Raw genomic sequence first — 22,590 nt, 5'->3', positions numbered from 1 at the left:
AGGTCACGGCCAGTTTGCGAGGATGGCCCGCAGCGCCCCGATCAGCATCCCCGGCTGGTCGAGCATGGGGGCGTGCCCGGCGCCGGGCAGGTCGACGAGCAGACCGCCGGTCCGTTCGACCTGCTCTCGCACCGAGGCAGGCACCATGCCGCGCTCGCCCCGAAGGAAGGCCCACGGCCGTCCCGGCCCGGGCCGCGTGATGTGCATCCGCGCCGTGCCATCGAAGATGCCTGCATCGAACTTCCAAGTCCATCCGCCGTCGACCTGACGAACGGAGTCCGGCACCAGGTGCTCGACCACCTCGGACAGGGTCGGCTGGGGCGGCACCGGGCGAAACCGTTCCATGACCGCCTCGCGCGTCGGGTAGAGGCGGTGCCGAGAGGAGAACGTCCCGGCCTCGGGCCTGCGCTGCGCCTCCGGACCCTCGATCGGTGAGTCCACGACGACGACCCGCCCCACCCCATTCCCCGGTCGCTCGCGAAGGGACAGGGTGACCAGCCCACCGAGGCTGTGGCCGACGACGACCGGGTCCTCACCGAGTCCGGCGGCCCCCAGCACGGCCAGGACCTCATCCCCCCAGCCATCCAGGCTGTAGTGCGTGCGATGGTCGCTGTCCCCGTGCCCGGAGAGGTCCAGGGCCACCACCGGACCTCGGTCCGTCAAAAGCGGCGCCACATGGTCCCACCACCCGGAGTGCGCTCCCCCGCCGTGCACCAGCAGGACCCCACTGGGGGCCTCCTCTGGGCCGAGCCAGCGCCTGAAGGCGATAGTAGCCCCGTCGACGGTGATAGTACCCCGCTCGGGGTGGCGGGACTGCGCCTCGGTGATCCAACCCGTCGTCGCGTGCGGCGACGCCACGTCCCTCGTGTGGTCACGGTCGGTGGTGTCCATGGTGCGTCCCGCCTTCAGATGAGTCAGCCCTGCCCACCGAGACGGTGAACCTGTCGGCATCCTACGATCCCGACGGACCACTCGACATATGACACGCCCAGGAACCGAGTCACCTCTATTGACAAATGTTGGAGTTGAGCGGATCGTAGAGGGTAGATCGAACACCGGACCGCACACATCGGTGAGAAGAGGCTCCATGAACACCCTTGACCCCACGACCTTCGCCCCCCTCGAACGAGCCGCGCAGGACCCCGTCGCCTACGCCACGGAGTGGAAGGAGCGCACCGGCGGGCTGGTCATCGGCTCGTTTCCGATGAACTTCCCCTCCGAACTGGTCCACGCCACCGGCGCCCTTCCCGTGATCGTCCAGGAGAGCCGGACCACCATCACCGAGGGCCGCAGCCTGCTCCCCGAGTTCTACTGCAGCTACACGCGCAGCCTCGCCGACCAGGCCGCCACCGGTGAACTGGAGGTCTTCGATGCCTTCGTGCTCGTGGATCACTGCGTCCAGCTGCTCGGCGCTGCCGATGTCATCCAGAGAGTCATCCCGGACAAGCCGCTCCACTTCACCCAGTTCATCAGCTCCATGGACGACGCCTGGAGCCGCGGGGCGGTCGAGGAGAAGGTCCAGGCCATGCGTGCTGAGGTCGAGGAGAGCACCGGGGTCACCGTGACCGATGAGTCGCTGACCGCGAGCATCCGAGTCTTCAATGAGAACCGTCGTCTCCTTCGGGAGTTCTTCGACCTGCGCCGCACCGGCCGGCTCCACATCCCAGCCAGTGCCCTCCAAGTCCTCGTGAAGTCCAGCATGGTCATGGACATCACCGAGCACACGGCCCTCCTGCAGCAGCTGCTGGACCGCCTGGACACCCTGAGCTCAGCCCCGGAGCACCTGGTGCGACTGCACCTCTCCGGCCACTTCTGTGCGCCCCCGCGCCCCGAGCTGCTCAACCTGCTCGAGGAATGCGACGTCGTCATCGTCAACGACGACCTGTACCACGGCTCCCGCTACATCTCCACGGACGTCCCAAAGGACGGCGACCCGTTTGCCGCGCTGGCCTCCTGGTACCTGGACCGAAACGTCAACGTCCCCTGCGCCACCCGCGTCCAGCTGGACGTCGACTGGCAGTCCTACCTCGTGGACACCCTGGCGGACTCCGGCGCCGAGGGAGTCGTCACCCTCCAGGCGAAATTCTGCGAGCCGCTCATGCTCTACTACCCCGAGCTGCGCAGGACCCTCGGCGAGCGGGACATCCCCGAGCTGCTCATCGAGACCGAGCACGAGGGCCTGGCCGCCGAGTCGATCCGCACCACCATCGAGACCTTCGTGGAGCGCATCCGCCGCCAGCGGAGCAAGCAGCTCCTCCCGGCCTGATCCGACCAAGCACAGACTGACAGATTCACAGACCCACTGAGGAGTCCCCCCGATGTCACTGGACACGAACCAGAGCACGAAGCAGAGCCTCGACCTATCCCCGACCCGCCTGGTCACCCCGGAGGCCCCGGACAAGTCCAACCGACTGTCCAGCACCCGGATGGGCGGCAAGATGGTCGCCGACTACTGGGACAACATCTTCACCGCCCGGGAACGGGGCCAGAGCGTTGTCTGGTACAACGGCAGCGCCCTCAACCCCATCTTCCAGGCGGCAGGCCTGGCCTGGTGCCATGGCGAGGCCTTCTCCGCACGGCTCGCTGCCATGCACATGGAGGAGCCGGCCCAGGCCGCCGGTGCGGAATACGGTTACAACGCCGAGCTGTGCTCCTACTCCCGGACGCACCTCGGCTGCGCCGTCCTGACCCAGAAGGGCACCCTCGAGAAGCAGGACGGGATCGTGGGCATGGCCGACCAGGAGGAGCTGGCCGCCAAGCTCCCTTCCCCCGACTTCTTCGTCAATGCCTACGCGGGCTGCAGCACCGGTCAGCAATGGGATGCCATGACCTACCGGGTCTTCGGCAAGGAGCTGCCGATGATGAACGTCTCACTGCCGATGATCTTCGGCACCAAGCCGGACGCAGGCTACCTGCGCGGCAAGGAGTGGGAGACCACGCCCCTCTACGTGGAGAAGCAGCTCCACAAGCTCATTGAGTTCATCGAGGACCAGACCAAGCGGCCCTTCGACTGGGACGCGCTCTCGGAGAACATGTCCTACATCAAGCGAGCCTCTGAACTGCGCATCGAGGCCATGCAGCTCTGCGCCGCCGCCCCGACCCCGGCCACGTACTGGGACTGGGTGGCGAGCATCGCACCCATCAACTTCCTGCCCGCCAACCAGATGCTCGTGGACTACTTCCAGGCCGTCAAGGACGAGATCGAGCAGAGGATCCGGGAAAAAGTCTCCGCCGTGCAGAACGAGCGGTACCGGGTGTACTTCGACGGCATCATGAACTGGAACAAGCTGGGCTACCTCACCCGCAAGTTCGCCGAGCATGACGTGGCCGTGGTGGCCGGCCGGTACACCCACGACTCCTTCTGGCAGGAGCCGGACCTCATCGACGTGGACCGCCCGCTGCTGGGCATGGCCCAGCACTACCTGATCTGCCCGATCAACCACGGGATGAAGATCATGGAGGAGTTGCTGCTCAAGCGCTGCGACGAGTACGGGATCGACGGGATCGCCTTTCACTCCACGCGCACCTGCCGCGCCATGACCAACCCGCAGCAGATGCTGGCCCGGACGGCGGAGCGCGAGCGCGGTATCAAGTCCTTCTCCTTCGAGGGGGACGTCGCGGATGCTGCGTTCTACAAGGACGAGACCCTCGAGAGCGGCCTGGTGGCCATGCTCGAGTCGATCGACCAGCAGCGCGCGAAGACCGCCCAGCTCGTCTGAGCAGGGCGGAACGGAACCTCAACGCAACCTGGGTTCGACGAGAGACGAAGAGACGAAGAGACGAAGAAGAGACCGAGACGAGGCAGCACCATGCAGTGGTACACCATGGGAGTGGATCTGGGGTCCACGACCGCCAAGGCCGTCATCGTTGACGCCGCCGGTGAGATCGTGGCCTCGAGGGTCGTCCAGATGGGCGCGGTCAGCCGGCAGGCTGTCGGTGTGGCCATCGAGAGCGTCCTCGAGGACGCCTGCCTGTCCTCTGAGGACATCGCCCGGACCATCAGCACCGGCTACGGCCGGCGGCTGGTGCCGGGGGCGGACAAGACCTTCACGGAGATCACCTGCCATGCCCGCGGCGCCGCGGCCTTGTCACCGGGTGTGCGCCTGGTGATCGACATCGGCGGTCAGGACAGCAAGGCGATCGCCGTGGACGATGACGGCCTCGTGGACCGCTTCGCCCTCAACGACCGCTGCGCCAGTGGCACCGGCCGGTTCTTCGACGTGCTGTGCCGGGCACTGGAGGTGGACCTCGACGAGGTGGTCGACTTGGCCCTGGCGGGCACTGAGAACCTTGAGGTCAGCAGCATGTGCGCCACCTTCGCCGAGACCGAGGTGATCTCCCTCCTGGCCCAGGGCTCCGCGCCGGCCGACATCTCCGCCTCGGTGCACCGCTCCGTGGCCGCACGGACCCTGGGCCTCGTGGCCCAGGTGGGCAAGGCCATCCCCGCCGTCATGACCGGCGGGGTCGCCCAGAACAAGGCGCTGGTGACGTTCCTCTCCGACGCTCTCGGACAGGATCTCGTCATCCTGGACACCCCCCAGATCGCCGGCGCGCTGGGGGCCGCCCTCATCGCCCGCGACGAATACCAGGGACAGCTTGGGCTCACCGTGCAGGACATCGAGACGGATCGTCAGCTCGTGGCCCAGCGTTCCGGCGGCCTCCGGGACTGCACCGGGTGCGATGGCCACCTGGGCGACGGCCACGCCCACGACCACGACGGCGGCAGCCGCAGGCCCGTCCCAGTCATCCTCCAGACCGACGCCCTCTCCGCCGCGGGACCGAGCCCTCGGTGAGGGTTCCGCTGGGGCCGAGCCGGCCGTCGTCGGACCTCTGGTCCTGAGCCCTCAGTAGAGTACGAGTCCATGAAAGCCAGCCCCCCGAGTGCACTGTCCGAGGCTTCCGTCGCCACCACCCCGTCACCCCAGGCCGGACTGAACCGGGGAAGCGCCCGCTCCGTCCTCATGACGGTACTCGGCGAGCTGGTCTGGCCGACCGGCCAACCGGCGCGGACCTCTGCCCTGCTCTATGTCATGGCCGGCCTCGGCATCGAGGAGGCGACCGCCCGCCAGGCCATCATCAGAGGCGCCGAATCGGGGTGGATCGAAGGCGAGAAGCACGGACGCGAGGTCAGCTGGTCCCTCACCCCGTACCTCACCAGGGTCTTCGAGGAGGGCTCGCGCCGGGTGGACGACCTCAGCGATCCCTTCCCCGAATGGGACTCCCGGTGGCTCGTCCTGTTCATCACGGTCCCCAAGGCCCAGCGCTCCCATCGCAAGCGGCTCTACGGCGACCTGACGTGGGCGGGCTTCGGCAACCCTGCCCCCGGCGTCTGGCTGAGCCCCCACGGCGAGCGCCATGTCCAGGTCTCCGAGGTGGTCCGGCGACTGGGTCTGGCGGAGTCGACCATGTCCTTCCACGGGCCGGTGGACGGCGTGGGACTCTCTGAGGCTGAGATCGTCACCAAGGGATGGGACCTCGACAGTTTGGCCCAGGACTATGCGGAGGTCTACGAGGAGTTCCGTGCCCCCCAGCCGCAGAGTCCGGACGAGGTCCTCTTCACGGAGGTGCGAGCCGTAGGCCAGTTGCAGCGCTTCCCCTTCACCGATCCCCAGCTGCCGGCTGCACTCCTGCCCGACTGGATCGGCCGCAGGGTGGCGGACCACATCCAGTCACTGCGCCGGCGCTGGGCCAGGGACGTCACCGAGCGGTGGGCCGAGATCAGCCGCGGAGAGTACTGACGAGACCGGCCGCCGGATAGGGCTCGGTGAAGACCGCCGGCCGCTTCTCCACGAAGGCGCTGATGCCCTCGGCGGAATCCGAGGAGGCCGCACATGCATGGATGGCCTCCGCCTCGGCGTGCAGGTGCTCCACGAGGCCGTGGGTTGAGGACTCCCTGAGCAACCGCTTGGCCTGACGGAAGGCCGGGGCGGAGCGGCGGGCGAACCGCCGGGCGGACGTCCAGGCCGCGTCCATCAGGTCTGCGCGGGGCACCACGGAGTGGACGATCCCCCACTCCAGTGCGGTGGGGGCATCCACTGGGACGTTGTCCAGGATCATCGCCTGGGCCCGACGGTGCCCCACCAGACGCGGCAGGTACCAGGACGCTCCCCCGTCACCGGACAGGCCGATGTCAGCGAAGCCCGCGGCGATCCGGGTGTCCTCGGCGGCGATCACGTGGTCTGCGCACCAGACCATGCCCAGGCCGCCGCCCGCCGTTCCGCCGTGGACGGCGGTGATGACCGGGAGGTCGATCGAGGCGAACCTGCCGAGGACCTCGTGCCAGTGGTCCACCATCCAACCCAGGTCCTCTTCAAGAGTGTCGGGGTGAGACGTGAAGTAGGACAGGTCACCGCCGACGCAGAAGGAGGGTCCTTGGCCCGTGACGAGCAGGGCCCGGATGTCCGGGCGGCTCACAGCCTGATCGAGTGCGTCGCCGAAGTCGCGGACGAAGTCCGGGTCCATGGCGTTGCGCGCCTCGGGCCGGGACAGCTCCAGGTGCCCGACCTGCTCTGTGACCGTCAGGGTGACCCGCCGGCCGGCCTCCGTCACGGCGAGACCTTGGCCTGATCCGAGCTCGAGGGAAGGACCACCGCCTTCAGGTCCCCGTCCGCGATCTGGTCCCGGAGCAAGAACTTCTGGATCTTGCCGGAGGGCGTCTGCGGATAGGCCTCGGTGAAGTACCAGCGGCTGGGGCTCTTGTGCATGGAGATCCGCTCGCGGCACCAGGACTTGAGCTCGAGGGGATCCGGCTGGACGGCGCCCTGCCGCAGCCTGACCACGGCGGCCACCTCCTCGCCCCACTTCTCGCTGGGCACCCCGAGGACCACCAGGTCCGCGAAGTCCGGGTGACCGGCCAACACCTCCTCGATCTCCCGCGGGTAGATGTTCACGCCGCCGCGGATGATCATGTCCTTCAGCCGTCCCGTGACCTTGACGAAGCCTCGCTCGTCCATGGTGCCGAGATCGCCCATGTGGAGCCAGCCGTCCTCGTCGATCGTCGCGGCGGTCTGCTCCGGCATCTGGTCATAGCCGAGCATGTTCTGGTATCCGCGTGCGCAGATCTCGCCCTGCTCGCCGATGGGCAGGACCTCCCCGGTGACCACGTCTGCGATCTTCATCTCCAGTTCCGGCAGTGGCTGGCCCACGGTTCCCGCCTGGTCCTCGGGGGAATCGGTGATCCGGGTCTGGTTCGTCACGCCGTGCATCTCGGTCTGGCCGAAGAGGATGCTGAACTGGCAGCCCCAGCGCTCGGTCACTTTCTTGACCAGGGCCTCTGAGACCGGAGCGGCACCGGACATGATCGTCTGGACGCTGGACATGTCTCGGGTGGCGCTGTCCGGGTGCTCCAGCACGGCCAGCAGCATGGTCGGGACCATCAGCGAGTGGGTGCCGCGGTAGGCCTCGATCAGCTCGAGGGTCAGGCCCGGGTTAAAGCCGGGCATGACCACGTAGGTGCCGTGGGAGGCGATGGTCTGCAACTCGGTGACCGCTCCGCCACCGATGTGGTACATGGGCATGGCGTTGATGCAGACCCCGTCGGGACCCATGCCGGCGCGCTCCCCCACGAAGGCGGCCTCATTGACGATGCCCATGTGGTGGAGGATCGCGCCCTTGGGGAATCCCGTGGTGCCGGAGGTGTACTGCACCTGGACCGGGTCCGTCGGCTTGACCTCGGGCAGCGGGGTGGAGGGATGGCCGGAGGCGAGGAAGTCGGTCCAGTCCTCCATCTTGATGAGGGTCTTCAGGGACGTGGCCGTCGGCAGGGCAGCCTGCACCACCGGTTCCAGGTCCGTGCCGCGGTAGCTGCTGACGTAGAAGAGGCCCACGGCACCGGAGTGGCGCAGCACGTACTCCAGTTCGTGGGCCTTGTAGGCGGGGTTCGCTGCGACGACGACCATCCCGGACATGGCGATGGCCTGCTGGAGGATGACCCACTCGGCGCTGTTGGGGGCCCAGACCCCGATCCTGTCGCCCGGGGAGAACCGTGCGAGCAGCGCTCGGGAGACCTGCTCCACCTCGGCCAGGAACTCGGCGTAGGTCCAATGCCGCCTGGCGTCCGGGTCGGCCACCGCGTCCACGAGGGCGAGGTGGTTGGGAACGTCTGCGGCCGCCTCTCTGAGCAGGCCCGGAAGGGTGATCTCTCGGACGCCGGTGCTCTTCTCGGCGGGCCAGTAGGACTGAGTCAGCTGGGTGGTCATCCGTGCTCCTCGAAAGCGGCGGTGCTCCACGCGCCGGAGGTGGCGGTGGTGCTGGTGGACGCCCCGGTGGGGCCAGCACTCGTTCTACATATCGGGTGCTCAGCGCAACGATAATGTAGATGGTCTGACCATTTCAAGGGTTACTGTGATCTCGCTCACGGCAAGACACTCGATAGGATGAGATCTCATGAATTCCTCCACACGCACCGACGCCGGGACTCGGCGGAGCGCCCGTCCCCCCTCGGGACTGACGCGGGGGAGCGCCAGGTCCGAACTCATGACGATTCTGGGTGAGCTGGTATGGACATCAGGTCAGCCCGCACGGACATCTGCGCTGCTCTACGTCATGGGTGGCCTGGGAATTGAAGAGGCAACCGCACGCCAAGCCATCATCAGGGCGTCGGACTCCGGTTGGATCCAGGGTGAGAAGTTCGGTCGCGAGGTCGAGTGGTCGCCGACGCCTTACCTATCGAAGGTGTTCAGCGATGGACTCCATCTCGTCGATGACTTGAGCAACCCCTTTACCGACTGGGACTCGCAGTGGCTCACGCTCTTCATCACCGTCCCCCAGGCGCAGCGATCCCAGCGCCAGCGCCTCTATACCGGCCTGTCGCAAACCGGCATGGGAAACCCGCTGCCCGGAGTTTGGCTGACCCCTCATGTAGACCGGCATGATCAGGTCAAGTCGCTCGTCGAGCGGCTCGAGTTGACCGGCTCCATAGTGGCACTCCATGGCCCTGTCGATCCGATCGGGCTCACCCCGCCCGAGATAGTCTCCAGAGGATGGGACCTGGACAGCCTGGCGGCCGAATACCGAGCGGTCCTGGATGAGTTCGGGGACGCTGACCCTGTGGACGATGACGAGGTCTTGTTCACAGAGATCCGTTCCATGGGGCGAATCCAAGGATTCACCTTCACGGATCCCCAACTGCCGGAGGCCCTGCTGCCCGGGTGGATCGGTCGTGAGGTCGCAGCACACATCATGAGCCTGCGCCGCCGTTGGTCCGCCACGGTGAAGACCCGCTGGTCCGAGATCAACGAACGCTGAGCAAGAACCCTAAACCGTGAGGCTGGGACCCCGACCCAAGGTGACGGGCACCGGCCCACCACTACAGGTCGAGCACTCGGGGACGGCCCGATTCTCGATTCGGAACGAAGACTCCACCTCATGCTCCACCGCGTCCAGCTTGGAGACATCCCCTTGGAAAACGAATCCCTTGGTTTCCGTCTCCACGGCAAGGAGGGCAGCGCCAAATGCGCCGGTGACCTGTGGGTCAGCAGGGACGATAAGCTCCTCGCCGAGAGCCTCAGACATGAACTTCACCGCTGCCGCATTCCGCGCAACGCCTCCAGTCAAGACTGCCGGGGTATGACGTCCGACCTGGGCCACCAGCCCGAGGGCCCGAGCGGAGATCGCCCGGTGTACCGACGCCGCAATGTCCGCCGGGTCCCGCCCTTCCGCCATGAGCGCGATGATCTCCGTCTCGGCGAAGGTGGCACACATACTGCTGATCTCCAAGTCCTCCGCACCGCTCAACGCCAGGGGACCCAACTCATCCATGGATACCTCGAGCGCGCGGGCCACGACATCGAAGAAGCGTCCGGTACCGCTGGCGCACCGATCGTTCATCGCGAACTTGTCCACCAGCCCCTCATCGTTGACGAGGATCGCCTTGGAGTCCTGGCCGCCGATATCAATGACGAGCCGTACTCCCGGCACGAGCGCAGCGACCCCCCGCGCATGACAGGTGATCTCCGTGAAGGTACGTCCCGCGCCCGGGACCAGTCGCCGGCCGTAGCCGGTGCCGATGGTGGAGCGGATGTCCTCGAAGGCAAGCCCAGACTGCGAAAGCGCCCCTTCCATCGACTTCTCCAGGCCCTTGCGACTGACGGCACCCATCTGGACCACCTGCGCACCCAAGACGTTGCCGTCACCATCCACGACGACGGACTTGGCCGTCGTCGACCCCAAATCAATACCCATACATGCGAATGTCACGGCGGACTCCTTCCGGCGACGCTACTGGCTTGTACCCGGCGACTCAGGACGCCCGGGTTCGGCGGATGTCGATGGACTCCAACATGCCTTCCAGCCTGGTGGCCAGCATCTCTCCCTTGTAGAACGAGGCGTCGGCGACGTCTCCCTCGAAGAAGATCGACGGGAGGCCAAGCTCTGCCTCCGCCGACTTCGCCAAGAGGTGCTGGGGGCCGGCGAACGCACGGCACGTCCTGGTCGAGTGGAAGACGAGGCCGTCGAGGTCGTAGTCCACGAGATCCTTGTTCGTCATGTTCTTCAGCGTCTTCACCCCGTGATTGGTGGGGCAGAGAAGGTAGTGCTGGGCCATGCCGCGCAGCGGGTTCTCAGGGTCAATGAGGTGCGGCTCCTGCCAGAAGGCATTATGCGTATACCGCCCTGCGACAACGGAGACGTCATAGCTCGCAAAGAGCCGCGCCAACTCTCCGAGCTTGTTCCAGTTCATGATGCCGTCGAAGTACAACCGGTACCGCTCATTGGCGATCCCGGAGACGTTGTTCTCCAGACGCGACTCGATCTCATCCTTGACCGCCTGGAAGTAGGTCACCAGGCCCTCTGAGGCAGGCATGAAGTTGATGTGGGCGATCGACGCGATCCAGTCCCAGAACGTGGCCGGTGCCGGACCCGTCTTGCACAGCGCCATGGCCTCTCGCCTCAGTTCCGAGGCTCTCTTGATGTACGCCATATTCTGGCTCAAGGCGTCCATGTCGAACGGATTGCCGGTCTGCTCCTCAATGAAGCCGATCATTCCCTTGAGCTGATCTTCGACGTAGTCCGAGGCGCCTTCCCACTCCTCCCCGCCAAGGTAGGTGGAATCCGGCTTGTTGCCCCAGAGGAAAGGGATGTCAACGTTGTAGATCGGGACCTTCTTGCCGAACACCCGATAGGTGATCTCGTCCCACTGCTGGCCGGTACTGCACCCTGCATAGGCATTGACGAAGAAGTCCGGCGTCGGGAGCCTCGAGGCCAGCTCCTCTTGGTCCGCCAAACCGACGATGCCGGTCTGGGCTGCATTGACCTTGCGACTCCGAGCACTTTCCGTGAGGACCGCACAGCCGAGGTGAGTACGGGCATATGAGCAGAGCTCACCGGCGTACCCGTACTCCTCGGCCGCCAGCTGCGCGGGTTTCTCGAGTTCCTGGGCCGCCAGCCGTGCAGAGAAGGCCTCTCCATGGGCCCAGCTCAAGCCGGCAGCCTGGAAGAACGGATTGACAGCCGACCCGTTGTACCAGACGACCTTCTGTCCCCGCTCGCGAGCGGAGAAAATGTCCTCCCAATATTCATTGACCATGTTCTGCCCTTCAGGCAGCTTGAGTCGATTGACCTTGGATGTCGCGCGAGTGTCGGCGGCTACCGTCGTCATGGTGTGGTCCCTTCAGCAGTTTTTAGGCGTTGGCCGATTGCAGTGAGCGGCGTCGAATGCCCTCGAAGAGCGCCTCGAGTCGAGTGCGGATCGTCTCCAGCGGCATACCCAGATGTTCTGTCTCGAGCATCAGGTGGGGAATGTCGGCGGCGGAGAGTGCCTTGCGAATTTCCGGGTAGTAGAGCATGTGTGGCTCGCAGAACTTGGCCATCAGGACCAGCACCGCATCAACCTTGTTGTTGCGGACCGAGTCGACGAGATAGCCATCCCAGTCGATGTCATGTTGGACCCTCGTTGGGCAGGGTGCGTTGGTATTGCGATCCTGGTACCAGGCACAGATGGCCTCCACCGGGTCAGAGTCCTCAGGGACGTCGGTCGAGACATATCGGTACCCCGTGAACAGGTCGTCGTCGACGACGATGGCGCCGCAGTCCTCGATAGCCGTCAACAGGTCGGGGTTCGGCGCGTGGCAGAAGTGGCCGGACAGGTGCACTCGGATCAGGCCGTCTTCGGACGACGACTGAGATGCCAGCTCATCGGCGACCTCCCGAAGCAGCGCTGTGTGCTCCTGACGATCCATGATCATCGACGACTTGACGATGTCCTGGAGAAGTGTTGGATCCACCCGGTAGCGGCCCTCGCGCCGATCCTGGAAGATCTGTCGGATCATCGAGCGGTTCTCGTTGAGGATGCCGATACTGCGGTGCAGGTCCTCCGTGGAGATCGACGAGCCGGAGAATGTCTCCATCTCCGAGATGAACTCCTCGACGGTGGCCCTCAGCTTCCGGTCCATCCAATCGTGGCCCATGACGGCGATGAACTGCCCATAGAACACCTTCCGGTCCGGCAGGCTCTCCCGGACCACGTCAACGGCTCCCATCAACTCGATGCAGTGATCCGCACTCATGAACCCGTCAAGGTGGTCGAGTTGGCCCTTCGAGGCCTGGTCGGCCACTGACCTCGTGAAGCCGCAGTAGTACTCGGTGAGCAGGTAATTTCCGTCACTGATGGCCTCATCGCCAGCCTGCACCATCACGGGCAGGACACCCGCGGCATGAGTGATCTCCACGGGGAAGTTCATGGGAAAGATCCCTAGGGCCAGACCGCCGGTACGAAGCTTCCAGTCTTCGACATACCCACGGGGGTCACGGGCCGCCTGGCGCAGACGATCCAGCGCCTGAGACTGCACTTCAGTAGTCATGTCAACTCCGTTCGGAAGAAATCTGGATGCGTGGCGAGTGCCGCCGTGCGGCATGGGCACCCGTCGCGACGAGCCACCTCCGATGCAGGTCATTCGGTCGTTGCTCTTGAGCACTTGACGGGATGGCCTGTCCGGTCATTTCAGTGTGAGCAGCCCCAAAACATTTGTCAACAGTTGTGACTTCGGCATGCAGTCTGTAGTATTTCGACATCAAGCCGGCGCGCCGAGGGCGCGATCGCCTTCAGGATCAATCGGGCAAATATCACGTAGAGCCTCTCAGGAGTGGCATTTCTCCTCTCGAATCACTTGAGAAGGAAATCCCACTCCATTGACGCGCCTGGGGCTAATTCCCTTGAACTGGTATGACCTAAAAATAGGTCTTGCAATTCGAATGTGATTCCTGTCACTCTTATGCCAGTCGCTTGACTGAACCATCCACTCAGACGCGCCGCTCCGCGTCAGGTTGAAGGACGAAACAGCACATGGCATCGACATTCGGCACTTCCACATCGGCTACCCCAAACGGAAAATCTACGTTCCGTCACCGCATCAACACCCCGGAGGATCGACAGTTCCTCGAGAGCTTCACCCCCGAGCAGTTGCGCGCGGCAGACACCATCTACGGCTGCGTTCAGCAGATCGCAGGTCAGTCACCGGAGAAGCCGGCCATTGTCCGTCTGGAGGCCCCCTCGGTCGAGAAATCACGTGAGACGACGACCTATGGGCAATTGCTCAGCCGCATGACCCAGATGGCGAACTGCTTCACCGCTGCATCGGGGAGCCAGCGCACCATCGTCGCGACGATGGTGCCCATGCTCAATGACGGACTCATCGCGCTGTGGGCAGCACAGACGGCCGGCGTGGCAGTACCCATCAACCCCTTCATCGAGTACCACGCCCTGGTCGGGCTCCTGAGGACCTCGGAGGCGACCGTCCTGGTCACCACACCCGAGGTGGCGAAGGAGCGTGGCCTGGACGACTTCGCTGACCTCCGTGCCGACGTACCGTCTCTCAAACGGGTCCTCCTGATCGGAGACGACCACTCCGAGTTCGGACTGGACAGGGTGCTCGAGGGACACAGCAACAGCACGATCGAGTTCGCCTTGGACTCCGATTCACACCGAGATTCCATGTTCATGCCCACGGGCGGAACGACGGGACAGCCGAAGTTGGTTCGAATGAACCAGATGGGCCAACTGAATGTCGCTTCGAACGTTGGCTCCCTGATGGGGCCGGATGAAGATGGTGTCGTCGGCCACGGCATGCCGAACTTCCACTGTGGAGGAACCATCTCCCTTGGTCTTCGAACGATCCTGTACGGACAGACACTGCTGACGCTGACCAGCGTCGGCTTCAGGAGCAAGTGGACCATCGACTGCTTCTGGGACATCGCCAGGGCATGGAAGATGACCTCTGTCCTCGCGACACCGACCACGTATCAGGCACTCCTCCAACGTGACGGGGGCCCCCAGGGCACTCTCCTCTCTGATGTGCACTGTGGTGGAAGCGTCCTCCCCGAGGAGCTCGTCAGGACTTTCCACGAGCGGTTCGGCCTGTGGCTCCGGGACAACTGGGGCATGACCGAGTTGCATGGGACGATCACCGGCCACTACAACGACGGTGATATGCCGCGGGTCGGTTCGGCGGGGCGTACCCTGCCGAACACTCCGGTCAAGGCTGTGATCGTCCAGGACAACGAGTTCAAGAGGGAGTGCGAACCGCGTGAGGTCGGCAACCTCGCCATCGGTGGTGCCACCCTGTGCCCCGGATACCTCGATCCCGCGATCGATGAGGAGTTCTTCATCAGGTCCATGCCGGATGGACAGAGGTGGGGCAACACGGGAGATCTCGGATACATCGACGAAGATGGATTCGTCTTTGTGTCCGGGCGGTCCAAGGACCTGATCATCCGCGGTGGCCACAACATCGATCCCAGGGACATCGAATTCGCCCTATCCACTCACCCGAAGGTCCAGCTGGCGGCCGCAGTGGGACGGCCTGACGCAAGCAAGGGCGAACTGCCGGTGGCCTTCGTTCAGTTGAAGGCCGACACCGATGCCACCGAGCAGGAGCTCTTCGAGCACTGCAGGAGTCTGGTCCAAGAACGGGCGGCACTGCCCGTTTCCATCACGATCCTTGACGAGATTCCGCAGACCCCGGTCGGCAAGATCGCGAAACCTTCCCTCCGCCACGCTGCATTGGAGAGCGTCGTCCGCGAAATCGTCGACCGATATCTGGGCCCGGAGATCGAGTTCGACCTGGCTGCGAAGCAGCCGGGCAGCCCGGATGCCGCCACAGTCCTCATGAAGCTGCCGGCCGAAGATCAATGCTCCGAGCCGTTCAGCCGCGCCGCTTCGGAGCTGTCCTCCATCAAGGTGGCGCTGACCGTCGCCGCCTCCCCCGTTCCTTCCATCCACTAATCCTTGAAACCGGAGAAAACTATGAGCAACGACGTCCTTCGCGACAGTCCTCTCAGTGGTGACGTGTCACAACAGCCCCCCCAGAAGCCGTCCCAGGCAAAGCGTGCGTCGTTCGCCGCCTTCATGGGTTCCGTTCTCGAGTACTACGACCTGGTGATCTACGGGACGGCCTCGGCCTTGGTCTTTGACAGGGTCTTCTTCCCGGAATCGTCCTCTGCCCTGGCGCTGATCCTGTCCTTCGCGACCTTCGCCACGGGCTACCTGGCCCGACCGGTGGGAGCCATCATCTTCGGTTACATCGGGGACCGGATCAGCAGGAAGACGGCCATCCTCCTGACGCTCGCCATGATGGGTGCCGCCACGGTGCTCATGGGAGTCATCCCGCCCTATGCGGCCATCGGCGTAGCCGCTCCGATCATCCTTGTTGTACTCCGCATCTTCCAGGGCATCGCCATCGGCGGTGAGCTCGGAGGCTCAATCCTCATCGCCACGGAGCATGCCCCGGAGGGACGTCGAGGGCTCTTCGGCAGCTTCGCCACGGCCGGCGGCCAGGGCGGCACGGTCCTCGCCACCGGCGTGTTCGCTGTGGTCAGTCTCATGCCAGCCGACCAACTGGAGGCTTGGGGCTGGAGGATCCCCTTCCTCGCCAGCGCCGTGATCGTCCTGCTGGGGCTGCTCATCCGCTTCGGCCTGGAGGAGACCCCGGACTTCGTCGAGACCAAGAAGGCGGAGGGCGAGTCCCCGGCCGCGAAGCCGATGAACCCGATCACGTACGCCTTCAAGAACCATCTGGGCACCATGGTGTCCATCACCCTGCTCATGTCAGCGATGTTCGTCATCTGGTACATCCTCACCGTGTACAGCCTCAGCTACGCCACCGCGAGCGCAGGAGTCGATCGGACGACGATGCTCTGGGTGGTGACCATCGCCACCGCCCTCGTCGTGGTCATGAACCCAGTGTGGGGCTCGCTCTCGGACAAGATCGGGAGAACCCACCTCATGGCGGCAGGAATTCTGGCCGAGGCCATCTTCCTCTTCGCGTACATGGCCTCCATCGGCACCGGGAACATCCTGCTCATCGCCCTGTCCCTCTGTGCGACAGCGGGGTTGGGGCACGCCGTGGTCAATGGCGTCTTCCCCGCCTTCATCGTCGACAACCTCCCTCCACAGGTGCGGTACACCGCAGGCTCGCTCGGCCTGCAGGCCGCGTCGGTCCTCGGTGGTTTCGGCCCGCTGGTGGCCGTGTCCCTCGAGACGAGTGCACTCGGAATCTGGGCAGTGCCGGTCATCTGCATCGTCCTTGCAGTGCTCGGCGCCATCAGTGCCTACCGGCTCACGGCGTCCACTCGCGCCACCGGCACCGCCCCCGTCGCCTGAACCAACCTTCCATCACTGACCCTTGCTGAGAGGAACCACCATGTCATTCATCGAGAACCGCTACACGAAGCTGCTCGGGATCGAACACCCGATCGTCCAGGAGGGCATGGGCCCGTTCCGTACCCCGAAGCTCGCCGCCGCAGTGTCTAACGCTGGTGGCCTCGGCACCGTCAGCACGCCGGGCTTCCCCTTTGATCTGAAGGCTGCCGCTCGAGAATTCCGCGACCACATCGAGGAATGCGCGAGTCTGACGGATCGGCCCTTCGCCGTGAACATCCCCGTAGGAGTCGATTCCAACGGCGATGTCCTCCCGTTCTCCGACGTCTACGTGGAAGCCGCCTTCGAGGCCCGCCGAGCGGACCCAGCAATTGCGGAACGACTCACGGTGATGACGACGTCTGCCGGCTTCCCCGGACCCTACATCCAGCAGATCAAGGACGAGGGGATGATCCACCAGCACAAGGTCGGCGCCACTCGTCAGGCGATAAAGTCAGCAGAGGCTGGGGTGGATGTCATCATCGCCGCAGGCTTCGAGATGGGCGGCCATGCGCCCAGCAAGGAGATGCACACCTTCGTCCTGGTCCCGAGCATCACCGAGGCAGTCGACGTTCCCGTCCTGTTGACCGGAGGTGCACGGGACGGACGGGGACTGGCTGCGGCTCTCTCCATGGGCGCCGACGGCGTTGCCATGGGGACTCGATTCATCGCCTCGACCGACAATGCCGACTGGAATCCCCTCTACATTGACGCGATCCTGAAGTCCACGGAGGGCCAGGACATCGCCTTCGATGGGGTCTACGGCCCCTGCAGGGCGTTGAAGAACGACGTCACCACGTCACTGTCAAGGCACCACCCCACTGAGAGCGATGAGGACCCCGTCGAGCGCGTGCGGCAGAAGATCACCCTGATGAAGCGGGCACAGACCGAAGGCGATACCGAGGGCGGCATCGTCCTGGCCGGGCAGGTGTCCAGCACCATCCAAGACATCATCACCGTGGCGGAGTTCGTGCCCGCCATGGCGCAGGAGGCCGCCGAAATCCTCAGCCGTCTGTCCTCCACCACCCTCGTGACGCCACAGGGCGTCTGAGCGGCAGCACCAGGCCACGTCACCCTCCCAGAGAAGGAGCTCCATGGATCACCTCGACCTACCCGCCCGGGTCGCGTCACCTCCCATCAACGAGTCCGGAGTCGTCGTCGCCGGCGGCACGTCGGGTGTCGGCTTGGCGACGGGCATCCAGTTCGGCCTCGCGGGGGCACCCAGGGTCGTCCTCATGGGACGCAACGAGGACCGGGGACGCGCAGCGGTGGAGTCAGCACAGGCGAAGAGTCCCGTGACCGAGTTCACGTTCATCCGGGCCGATGCCAATGACCCCGGGAGTGCCACCGCTGCCGCTGCCGCGGCGAAGGACGTGCTCGGTCGAATCGACGTGCTCTGCAACTCCACCGTCGCGCCGTATCAACCTACGCTGTTCCACCAGACCACCACCGAGGACATTCCCCGGATGTTCCTAGAGCAGGCGGTCGGCCCGCTGGTGATGACCAGCGCGGTCGTCCCCTACCTCCGAGACCAGGGATCCGGAAGCGTCATCTGCATTGCGTCGGATGCCGCCAAGGTCCCGACTCCCGGTGAGACGATCATCGGAGCCAGCATGTCCGCCATCGTCACATTCACCCGAACGCTGGCGCTGGAGGCCAAGAGGTACGGCATTCGCGTAAACAGCATCACTCCGTCCCTCATCGCCGAGACGGGCTCATTCGACCGAGCCATGAACCAGGAGTTCTCCAAGAAGATCTTCACCAAGATCACCAGTCAGGCCCACTTGGGCATGACCGGTCCAGACGATCTGGCCCATCTGGCCGTCTTCCTCTCCTCTCCGGAGGCGAGTCTCATCACTGGCCAGGTGATCAGCGTCAACGGTGGGATCTCCGTGGCCTGAAACGTCGACGAGATTTCAGGACTCTCAAAGGTCCCGTGGGCGGCAGCGAGAACTCGGACTCTCCTGCCGCCCATGGGGCACTCCGGCAGCGATTGAGGAGCCTTCTGCACGTCTGGACCTAATGCAGCCGTCCCCTACGGGTGCTTGCACATGATTGTGACTGTCGTGCACCGTGGTGCCGCACATGTCGATGGAACCGATGGTCCTGGCAGTCGTCGTAATGAATCCGGCTGAGTCAACGGTCGCCTCGCGGGTCTCATCAGTGAAGCTCATGAGCGAGGAGATACCCGGGCATCGCCGTACCCGCGGAGGACGCCATGGACCTCCCTCACTCATTTTGGCCGCGTAGACCTGGGCCCCCAACATCAGCGCCATCTGGATGGCCAGGGGCCCCAGGCCATGGGTGACCGTGCCGAGATTGCTAGAGTGAATCCGACGTGCTCCCCGTTCGTCCAGTCTCAACGACGTGGGCGGAAGACTGCCTCGCAGTGTGCAAACGGCTTCTCCGGCCCACGCTCGCCATAGAGGTTAACCTCCACCACACGGAGGGTGCGACCCGAGTGAATTGTCCGCGCCTGTGTGAAGACTGTGCCAGACCCGGCGCGGAGGAAGGTGACACGCAGCGACTGTAGGTCGACATCCAACCGATCTAGCAGCGTGTGCTGGGCAGCCAGCCCGGCCATCATGGTCAAGGCTCCGCCGTGGATTGCTCCGAGGGGACTGACCAGATCGTCGTGGGAGTCGAACGCCAATCCAGGTAAGGCTTGCTCAAGATCCGCGGACCGGATCGCTGACCGGGCTGCCGTCTCATCGCGTGCATGTAACAGTTGAGCCAACGGGAGCTCGGTGTTGGGGCCTAGAGGCCGCTCGGCCGATCGTAAGGACTGCTCCAGATTCGAGTCATCCGCCTGTCCATGTCCGTGGAACCATGCCGTGGCCTGAACATGCACTGTCCCGTCAGGGGTTCGGAGGTCCCCTGATGTCAGGCCGCCGGCATTGTCGATGATCTCAGATCGCGTCCAGGCTTCCAGGACCGTCCCGTCACTTGGTAATGGGCGAAGCAGGTTCAGGTGAAGCTCCGTCGTGACGGGCCATTTCCAGTCGGGGACGGCAGCCCGGATGGCAGAGGACAGGGCGCCGTCCAGAATCACCGCGGCGGCAATGCCTGTCGGTCTACCATCCTGGTCCAGCACCCAGGGTCCGGTTTCCATCACGCCAGCACGTTCGTAGTTGTCCCCGTTCCCGACACGGCGCACTAAGCGTCCACGCATCAATTTCTCGATGCGCCCACGAACCATCTCATGATCACCACGGCCTGCTTGGGGTTGGCAGTCCCTATCCTGTGCTGAAGCGATTGGGGTGCGACTCGTCATTGTGCCATCCTAGAGGTGTGGCGTGCTCGTGCCATGTGAGCCCACGTATCGATCGACATATTCTCGAGGAACTCGCGATCGTCCTCGGGTGCGTGCATTCCTATCACCTCAGGCGTCGCCTGCCGGAGACCAAGCCGCCGGCATGGCGCGACTGGTCCCACAGAGTCCTACAGCGCAATGATCTCCTGGACATCCCGCGTCCCGAGATCCTCCACGGGCCCCGCGGCCGCCAGCTCACCGGTGCGCAGCGCGATGAATCGACTGGCCAGCTGCTGGATCATCCCGATGTGCTGTTCCACGAGCAGCACGGCCGTGCCCCGCTCGTGGACCGTGCGCAGCGCGGACACCAGTTCGTCCACGATGACGGGGGCGAGGCCCTCGGTGGGCTCGTCGAGCAGCAGCAGCTTCGGCTCTGCCATGAGCGCTCGGCCGATGGCCAGCATCTGCTGCTCCCCGCCGGACAGCTCGGTGCCCAGACGCTTGGCCCCGCGGCCCAGATTGGGGAACAGCTCGTAGATCGCCTTGACAGTCCAGCTTCCGGATCGGTTCGCCGCCCGGCCCAGCAGGAGGTTCTCCTCCACCGTGAGGTTGGGGAAGATGCTCTTGCCCTGCGGCACCAGGCTCACACCCCGGGAGGCGGGCTCATACTGCCGCTGGCCGACGGGCGTCCCCTCGATCGAGATGGTCCCCTGGACCTGCGGGATGCCGTACACCGAGTGCAGCGCCGTGCTCTTCCCCGCCCCGTTGCGCCCCACCAGTCCGACGAACTCCCCTTTCCCGATGGAGAAGGACACGTCCTGGAGGACCACGGCTCCGGCGTAGGAGGCGTAGACGTTCTCGAATTCGAGCAGGGCGGTCATGCTGCACTCCCTAGGTAAGCCTTGACGACGGCGGGATCCTTGCGAACCTGTGCTGGTTCGCCGGTGGTCAGCATCTGCCCCAGGTTGAGGACCGAGACCAGGTCACAGGTGCCGAAGATCCCCTCGACATTGTGGTCCACCACGAGTGCGGCCACGTTCCGTTCCTTGCTCAGGCGCCTGATGTGCTCGAGCGTCCGGATCGACTCGGAGGCCACCAGCCCGGCGCAGGGCTCGTCGAGCAGCACCACCTCCGGGCGCCCGATGAGGGCCATGGCCAGGTCCACCGACCGCTGGGTCCCGTAGGCGATCTCCGAGCACACGGTGTCCATCACCGGTCCGAGCTCCAGGACCTCGACGATCTCGGAGACGTCCTCCTCCCCATTGCGCCAGCCGACCATCTCCAACTGCTCGCGCACGGTCATGGACTGGAACACGCTCGTCTTCTGGAAGGACCGGGACACCCCGTGGTGACGCCGCCAGACCACGGACTTGCGGCTGATGTCCTCCCCGCGCAGCAGCACCTGGCCCCGGGTGATCCGACGGCGGCCGGACAGGGCATCGATGAACGTGGACTTCCCCGCCCCATTGGGGCCGATGATCCCGTGGACCACTCCCGGCTCGACCGTGATGTCCACCCCCTCGAGGGCCTTGACCGCGCCGTAGCGGACGGTCACGTCCCGGCCTTCGAACAGCGTCATGCTCCCGGCTCCTTCGAATCCGCCGGCGCAGCCGGCTCTGCAGGACCCGCCGGCCGGGCCGTCGTCGTGGTGGTGGTCTTCTGGGCCCGTTTCCGGCGGGACCGGCCGTACAGCGTGCCGACGATGCCTGCGATGCCGCCGCGGAAGAACACGAGCACGATGACCAGCAGGGCCCCCATGAACAGCTGGAGGTTGCCGCCGAAGTTGAGGAACGACTCACTGAAGGTATATATGAAGGCGCCCAGCACCGGACCGAGCAGGGCGCCCAGCCCGCCGACGATGGCCGAGACGAGGGCGTCTCCCGCTGCCAGGAAGCTCAGCAGCTCCGGCGAGACGTAGTGCGCATTGAGTGCGAAGAGCACTCCCCCGAGCCCGGCCACGGCACCGGAGAGGGTGAAGGCCGCCACCCGCGGGACGAACGTCCCGAAGCCGGAGAAGCGCATGCGCTCCTCGTTCTCCCGGATGCCCTCGAGCAGCGAGCCGAAACGGGACCGACCAACGAGCCACAGCAGGTAGATGACGACGACCAGCATCACCCAGGCCAGCGGCCAGAAGGACTGCGGGACCAGCAGGGCGTAGAAGTCGATGCCGAGGAAGGTCGCACCGTCGGCCGCCTGCAACTGCAGACCGTCATGGGCGCCGGTGATGTCCCGCGACGCCGGCTGGATCGAGATGGTGTGGAGGGCCTGGCCAAGGGCCAGCGTCAGCATGAGGAACACCATGCCGGAGGAGCGCATGATCAAAGCCCCCATGGGCACGGCTGCCACGGTCACGGCCACGAGGCCGAACAGGGCGGCCATGAGCGGAGACCAACCCCAGTGCGTCATGGCGATACCGACGCAGTAGGCCGCCCCGCCGAAGAAGGCGGTGTGCCCCAGGCTGATCAGTCCCAGGTGCTTGGCCAGGAAGCCCACGCTCAGAGCGTGGAAGGAGAGGATGGCCGCGGCCAGGGTCAGTCCCATGTAGTACCGGTTGGTCAGCACCAGCGGGACGGCCAGCCCGAGGACCAGGACCACGACGGCGGCGATCGAGACCCACAGGAGCGTCCGGCGGGGGGAGTTCGTGGCCTTGGGCAGCCCGGGGATCTCGGTTCCGGCCTGCTGGCCCGGGTTCAGGTCCAGTGCCATG

The 22,590-nt window shown here is 65.1% G+C and carries 19 protein-coding genes; 9 read left to right on the top strand and 10 right to left on the bottom strand.

Features of this window, described 5'->3' with window-relative positions; genetic code table 11:
- Positions 1-3: 3 nt before the first annotated feature.
- Positions 4-891 (bottom strand): alpha/beta fold hydrolase, encoded by an 888-nt coding sequence (locus tag IEX49_RS06290; protein ID WP_188805299.1) that lies wholly within the window; start codon positions 889-891, stop codon positions 4-6.
- Positions 892-1,087: 196 nt separating this feature from the next.
- On the opposite strand from IEX49_RS06290, the gene IEX49_RS06285 reads away from it, so the two are divergent.
- The 4 genes from IEX49_RS06285 to IEX49_RS06270 all read left to right on the top strand — a co-directional run bounded on the left by IEX49_RS06285 (position 1,088) and on the right by IEX49_RS06270 (position 5,738).
- A complete protein-coding gene (locus tag IEX49_RS06285; RefSeq protein ID WP_188805297.1) occupies positions 1,088-2,266 on the top strand; it encodes a 2-hydroxyacyl-CoA dehydratase subunit D in 1,179 nt (392 codons plus the stop codon).
- Between the two features lie 52 nt (positions 2,267-2,318).
- The gene (locus IEX49_RS06280) at positions 2,319-3,719 is read left to right on the top strand and encodes a 2-hydroxyacyl-CoA dehydratase subunit D (RefSeq protein WP_188805295.1); all 1,401 of its coding nucleotides are present in this window, start codon (positions 2,319-2,321) and stop codon (positions 3,717-3,719) included.
- A 90-nt stretch (positions 3,720-3,809) separates the two neighbouring features.
- Positions 3,810-4,793 carry an acyl-CoA dehydratase activase gene (locus IEX49_RS06275; RefSeq protein ID WP_188805292.1) on the top strand — a complete coding sequence of 328 codons (984 nt, stop codon included), beginning with the start codon at positions 3,810-3,812 and terminating at the stop codon, positions 4,791-4,793.
- Positions 4,794-4,862: 69 nt separating this feature from the next.
- The gene (locus IEX49_RS06270; protein WP_188805291.1) at positions 4,863-5,738 is read left to right on the top strand and encodes a PaaX family transcriptional regulator; all 876 of its coding nucleotides are present in this window, start codon (positions 4,863-4,865) and stop codon (positions 5,736-5,738) included.
- On the opposite strand, the gene IEX49_RS06265 is transcribed toward IEX49_RS06270, so the two are convergent.
- Positions 5,719-6,549, bottom strand: coding sequence for an enoyl-CoA hydratase/isomerase family protein (locus tag IEX49_RS06265; protein WP_188805289.1), 831 nt, complete (start codon positions 6,547-6,549; stop codon positions 5,719-5,721). The genes IEX49_RS06270 and IEX49_RS06265 overlap by 20 nt on opposite strands.
- Positions 6,546-8,198 (bottom strand): AMP-binding protein, encoded by a 1,653-nt coding sequence (locus tag IEX49_RS06260; protein WP_188805288.1) that lies wholly within the window; start codon positions 8,196-8,198, stop codon positions 6,546-6,548. Before IEX49_RS06260 ends, IEX49_RS06265 begins: the two co-directional genes overlap by 4 nt.
- 187 nt (positions 8,199-8,385) lie before the next feature.
- Between IEX49_RS06260 and IEX49_RS06255 the strand changes: the two genes are divergently transcribed.
- A complete protein-coding gene (locus tag IEX49_RS06255) occupies positions 8,386-9,246 on the top strand; it encodes a PaaX family transcriptional regulator C-terminal domain-containing protein (RefSeq protein WP_268237704.1) in 861 nt (286 codons plus the stop codon).
- A gap of 9 nt (positions 9,247-9,255) precedes the next feature.
- On the opposite strand, the gene IEX49_RS06250 is transcribed toward IEX49_RS06255, so the two are convergent.
- The 3 genes from IEX49_RS06250 to IEX49_RS06240 are packed head-to-tail and all read right to left on the bottom strand — an operon-like array spanning position 9,256 to position 12,797.
- Positions 9,256-10,197 (bottom strand): acyl-CoA dehydratase activase, encoded by a 942-nt coding sequence (locus IEX49_RS06250; RefSeq protein WP_229672316.1) that lies wholly within the window; start codon positions 10,195-10,197, stop codon positions 9,256-9,258.
- Positions 10,198-10,240: 43 nt separating this feature from the next.
- Complete coding sequence (locus IEX49_RS06245; protein ID WP_188805286.1) at positions 10,241-11,596, bottom strand: 2-hydroxyacyl-CoA dehydratase subunit D; 1,356 nt, start codon at positions 11,594-11,596, stop codon at positions 10,241-10,243.
- Positions 11,597-11,618: 22 nt separating this feature from the next.
- Positions 11,619-12,797 carry a 2-hydroxyacyl-CoA dehydratase subunit D gene (locus IEX49_RS06240; RefSeq protein ID WP_188805285.1) on the bottom strand — a complete coding sequence of 393 codons (1,179 nt, stop codon included), beginning with the start codon at positions 12,795-12,797 and terminating at the stop codon, positions 11,619-11,621.
- Positions 12,798-13,279: 482 nt separating this feature from the next.
- Here IEX49_RS06240 and IEX49_RS06235 point away from each other — a divergent pair, with 482 nt between their 5' ends.
- From IEX49_RS06235 to IEX49_RS06220, 4 genes are all read left to right on the top strand, one after another.
- Complete coding sequence (locus IEX49_RS06235) at positions 13,280-15,217, top strand: AMP-binding protein (protein WP_188805284.1); 1,938 nt, start codon at positions 13,280-13,282, stop codon at positions 15,215-15,217.
- A 63-nt stretch (positions 15,218-15,280) separates the two neighbouring features.
- Positions 15,281-16,594 (top strand): MFS transporter, encoded by a 1,314-nt coding sequence (locus IEX49_RS06230; RefSeq protein WP_188805283.1) that lies wholly within the window; start codon positions 15,281-15,283, stop codon positions 16,592-16,594.
- A 40-nt stretch (positions 16,595-16,634) separates the two neighbouring features.
- On the top strand, positions 16,635-17,681 hold the full coding sequence (locus IEX49_RS06225; RefSeq protein WP_188805282.1) for an NAD(P)H-dependent flavin oxidoreductase: 1,047 nt from the start codon (positions 16,635-16,637) through the stop codon (positions 17,679-17,681).
- A 43-nt stretch (positions 17,682-17,724) separates the two neighbouring features.
- Complete coding sequence (locus IEX49_RS06220) at positions 17,725-18,531, top strand: SDR family NAD(P)-dependent oxidoreductase (RefSeq protein WP_188805281.1); 807 nt, start codon at positions 17,725-17,727, stop codon at positions 18,529-18,531.
- A gap of 458 nt (positions 18,532-18,989) precedes the next feature.
- Here IEX49_RS06220 and IEX49_RS17130 read toward each other — a convergent pair whose 3' ends face one another.
- From IEX49_RS17130 to IEX49_RS06200, 4 genes are all read right to left on the bottom strand, one after another.
- The gene (locus tag IEX49_RS17130; RefSeq protein ID WP_373286694.1) at positions 18,990-19,742 is read right to left on the bottom strand and encodes a PaaI family thioesterase; all 753 of its coding nucleotides are present in this window, start codon (positions 19,740-19,742) and stop codon (positions 18,990-18,992) included.
- 329 nt (positions 19,743-20,071) lie between these two features.
- A complete protein-coding gene (locus IEX49_RS06210; RefSeq protein ID WP_188805279.1) occupies positions 20,072-20,764 on the bottom strand; it encodes an ABC transporter ATP-binding protein in 693 nt (230 codons plus the stop codon).
- Positions 20,761-21,462 carry an ABC transporter ATP-binding protein gene (locus IEX49_RS06205; protein WP_188805278.1) on the bottom strand — a complete coding sequence of 234 codons (702 nt, stop codon included), beginning with the start codon at positions 21,460-21,462 and terminating at the stop codon, positions 20,761-20,763. The genes IEX49_RS06210 and IEX49_RS06205 overlap by 4 nt, the downstream gene beginning before the upstream one ends.
- Entirely contained in the window at positions 21,459-22,589 is a 1,131-nt protein-coding gene (locus tag IEX49_RS06200; protein ID WP_188805277.1) for a branched-chain amino acid ABC transporter permease, read from the bottom strand. Before IEX49_RS06200 ends, IEX49_RS06205 begins: the two co-directional genes overlap by 4 nt.
- Position 22,590 lies beyond the last annotated feature (1 nt).

This window comes from Citricoccus zhacaiensis, assembly GCF_014645315.1.
In the GTDB taxonomy this organism is placed as follows: Bacteria; Actinomycetota; Actinomycetes; order Actinomycetales; family Micrococcaceae; genus Citricoccus; species Citricoccus zhacaiensis.
Note: the sequence above shows the minus strand (reverse complement) of the source record. Positions and strands in the feature narration are given on the sequence as shown.

Excerpts from the sequence above, each read along its gene's own strand:
- IEX49_RS06235 (WP_188805284.1), top strand. The coding sequence starts at position 13,280 with ATGGCATCGACATTCGGCACTTCCACATCGGCTACCCCAAACGGAAAA.
- IEX49_RS06200 (WP_188805277.1), bottom strand. The coding sequence starts at position 22,589 with ATGGCACTGGACCTGAACCCGGGCCAGCAGGCCGGAACCGAGATCCCC.
- IEX49_RS06245 (WP_188805286.1), bottom strand. The coding sequence starts at position 11,596 with ATGACGACGGTAGCCGCCGACACTCGCGCGACATCCAAGGTCAATCGA.
- IEX49_RS06270 (WP_188805291.1), top strand. The coding sequence starts at position 4,863 with ATGAAAGCCAGCCCCCCGAGTGCACTGTCCGAGGCTTCCGTCGCCACC.
- IEX49_RS06205 (WP_188805278.1), bottom strand. The coding sequence starts at position 21,462 with ATGACGCTGTTCGAAGGCCGGGACGTGACCGTCCGCTACGGCGCGGTC.
- IEX49_RS06285 (WP_188805297.1), top strand. The coding sequence starts at position 1,088 with ATGAACACCCTTGACCCCACGACCTTCGCCCCCCTCGAACGAGCCGCG.
- IEX49_RS06220 (WP_188805281.1), top strand. The coding sequence starts at position 17,725 with ATGGATCACCTCGACCTACCCGCCCGGGTCGCGTCACCTCCCATCAAC.
- IEX49_RS06210 (WP_188805279.1), bottom strand. The coding sequence starts at position 20,764 with ATGACCGCCCTGCTCGAATTCGAGAACGTCTACGCCTCCTACGCCGGA.
- IEX49_RS06240 (WP_188805285.1), bottom strand. The coding sequence starts at position 12,797 with ATGACTACTGAAGTGCAGTCTCAGGCGCTGGATCGTCTGCGCCAGGCG.
- IEX49_RS17130 (WP_373286694.1), bottom strand. The coding sequence starts at position 19,742 with ATGGAAACCGGACCCTGGGTGCTGGACCAGGATGGTAGACCGACAGGC.
- IEX49_RS06275 (WP_188805292.1), top strand. The coding sequence starts at position 3,810 with ATGCAGTGGTACACCATGGGAGTGGATCTGGGGTCCACGACCGCCAAG.
- IEX49_RS06260 (WP_188805288.1), bottom strand. The coding sequence starts at position 8,198 with ATGACCACCCAGCTGACTCAGTCCTACTGGCCCGCCGAGAAGAGCACC.
- IEX49_RS06290 (WP_188805299.1), bottom strand. The coding sequence starts at position 891 with ATGGACACCACCGACCGTGACCACACGAGGGACGTGGCGTCGCCGCAC.
- IEX49_RS06255 (WP_268237704.1), top strand. The coding sequence starts at position 8,386 with ATGAATTCCTCCACACGCACCGACGCCGGGACTCGGCGGAGCGCCCGT.
- IEX49_RS06280 (WP_188805295.1), top strand. The coding sequence starts at position 2,319 with ATGTCACTGGACACGAACCAGAGCACGAAGCAGAGCCTCGACCTATCC.
- IEX49_RS06225 (WP_188805282.1), top strand. The coding sequence starts at position 16,635 with ATGTCATTCATCGAGAACCGCTACACGAAGCTGCTCGGGATCGAACAC.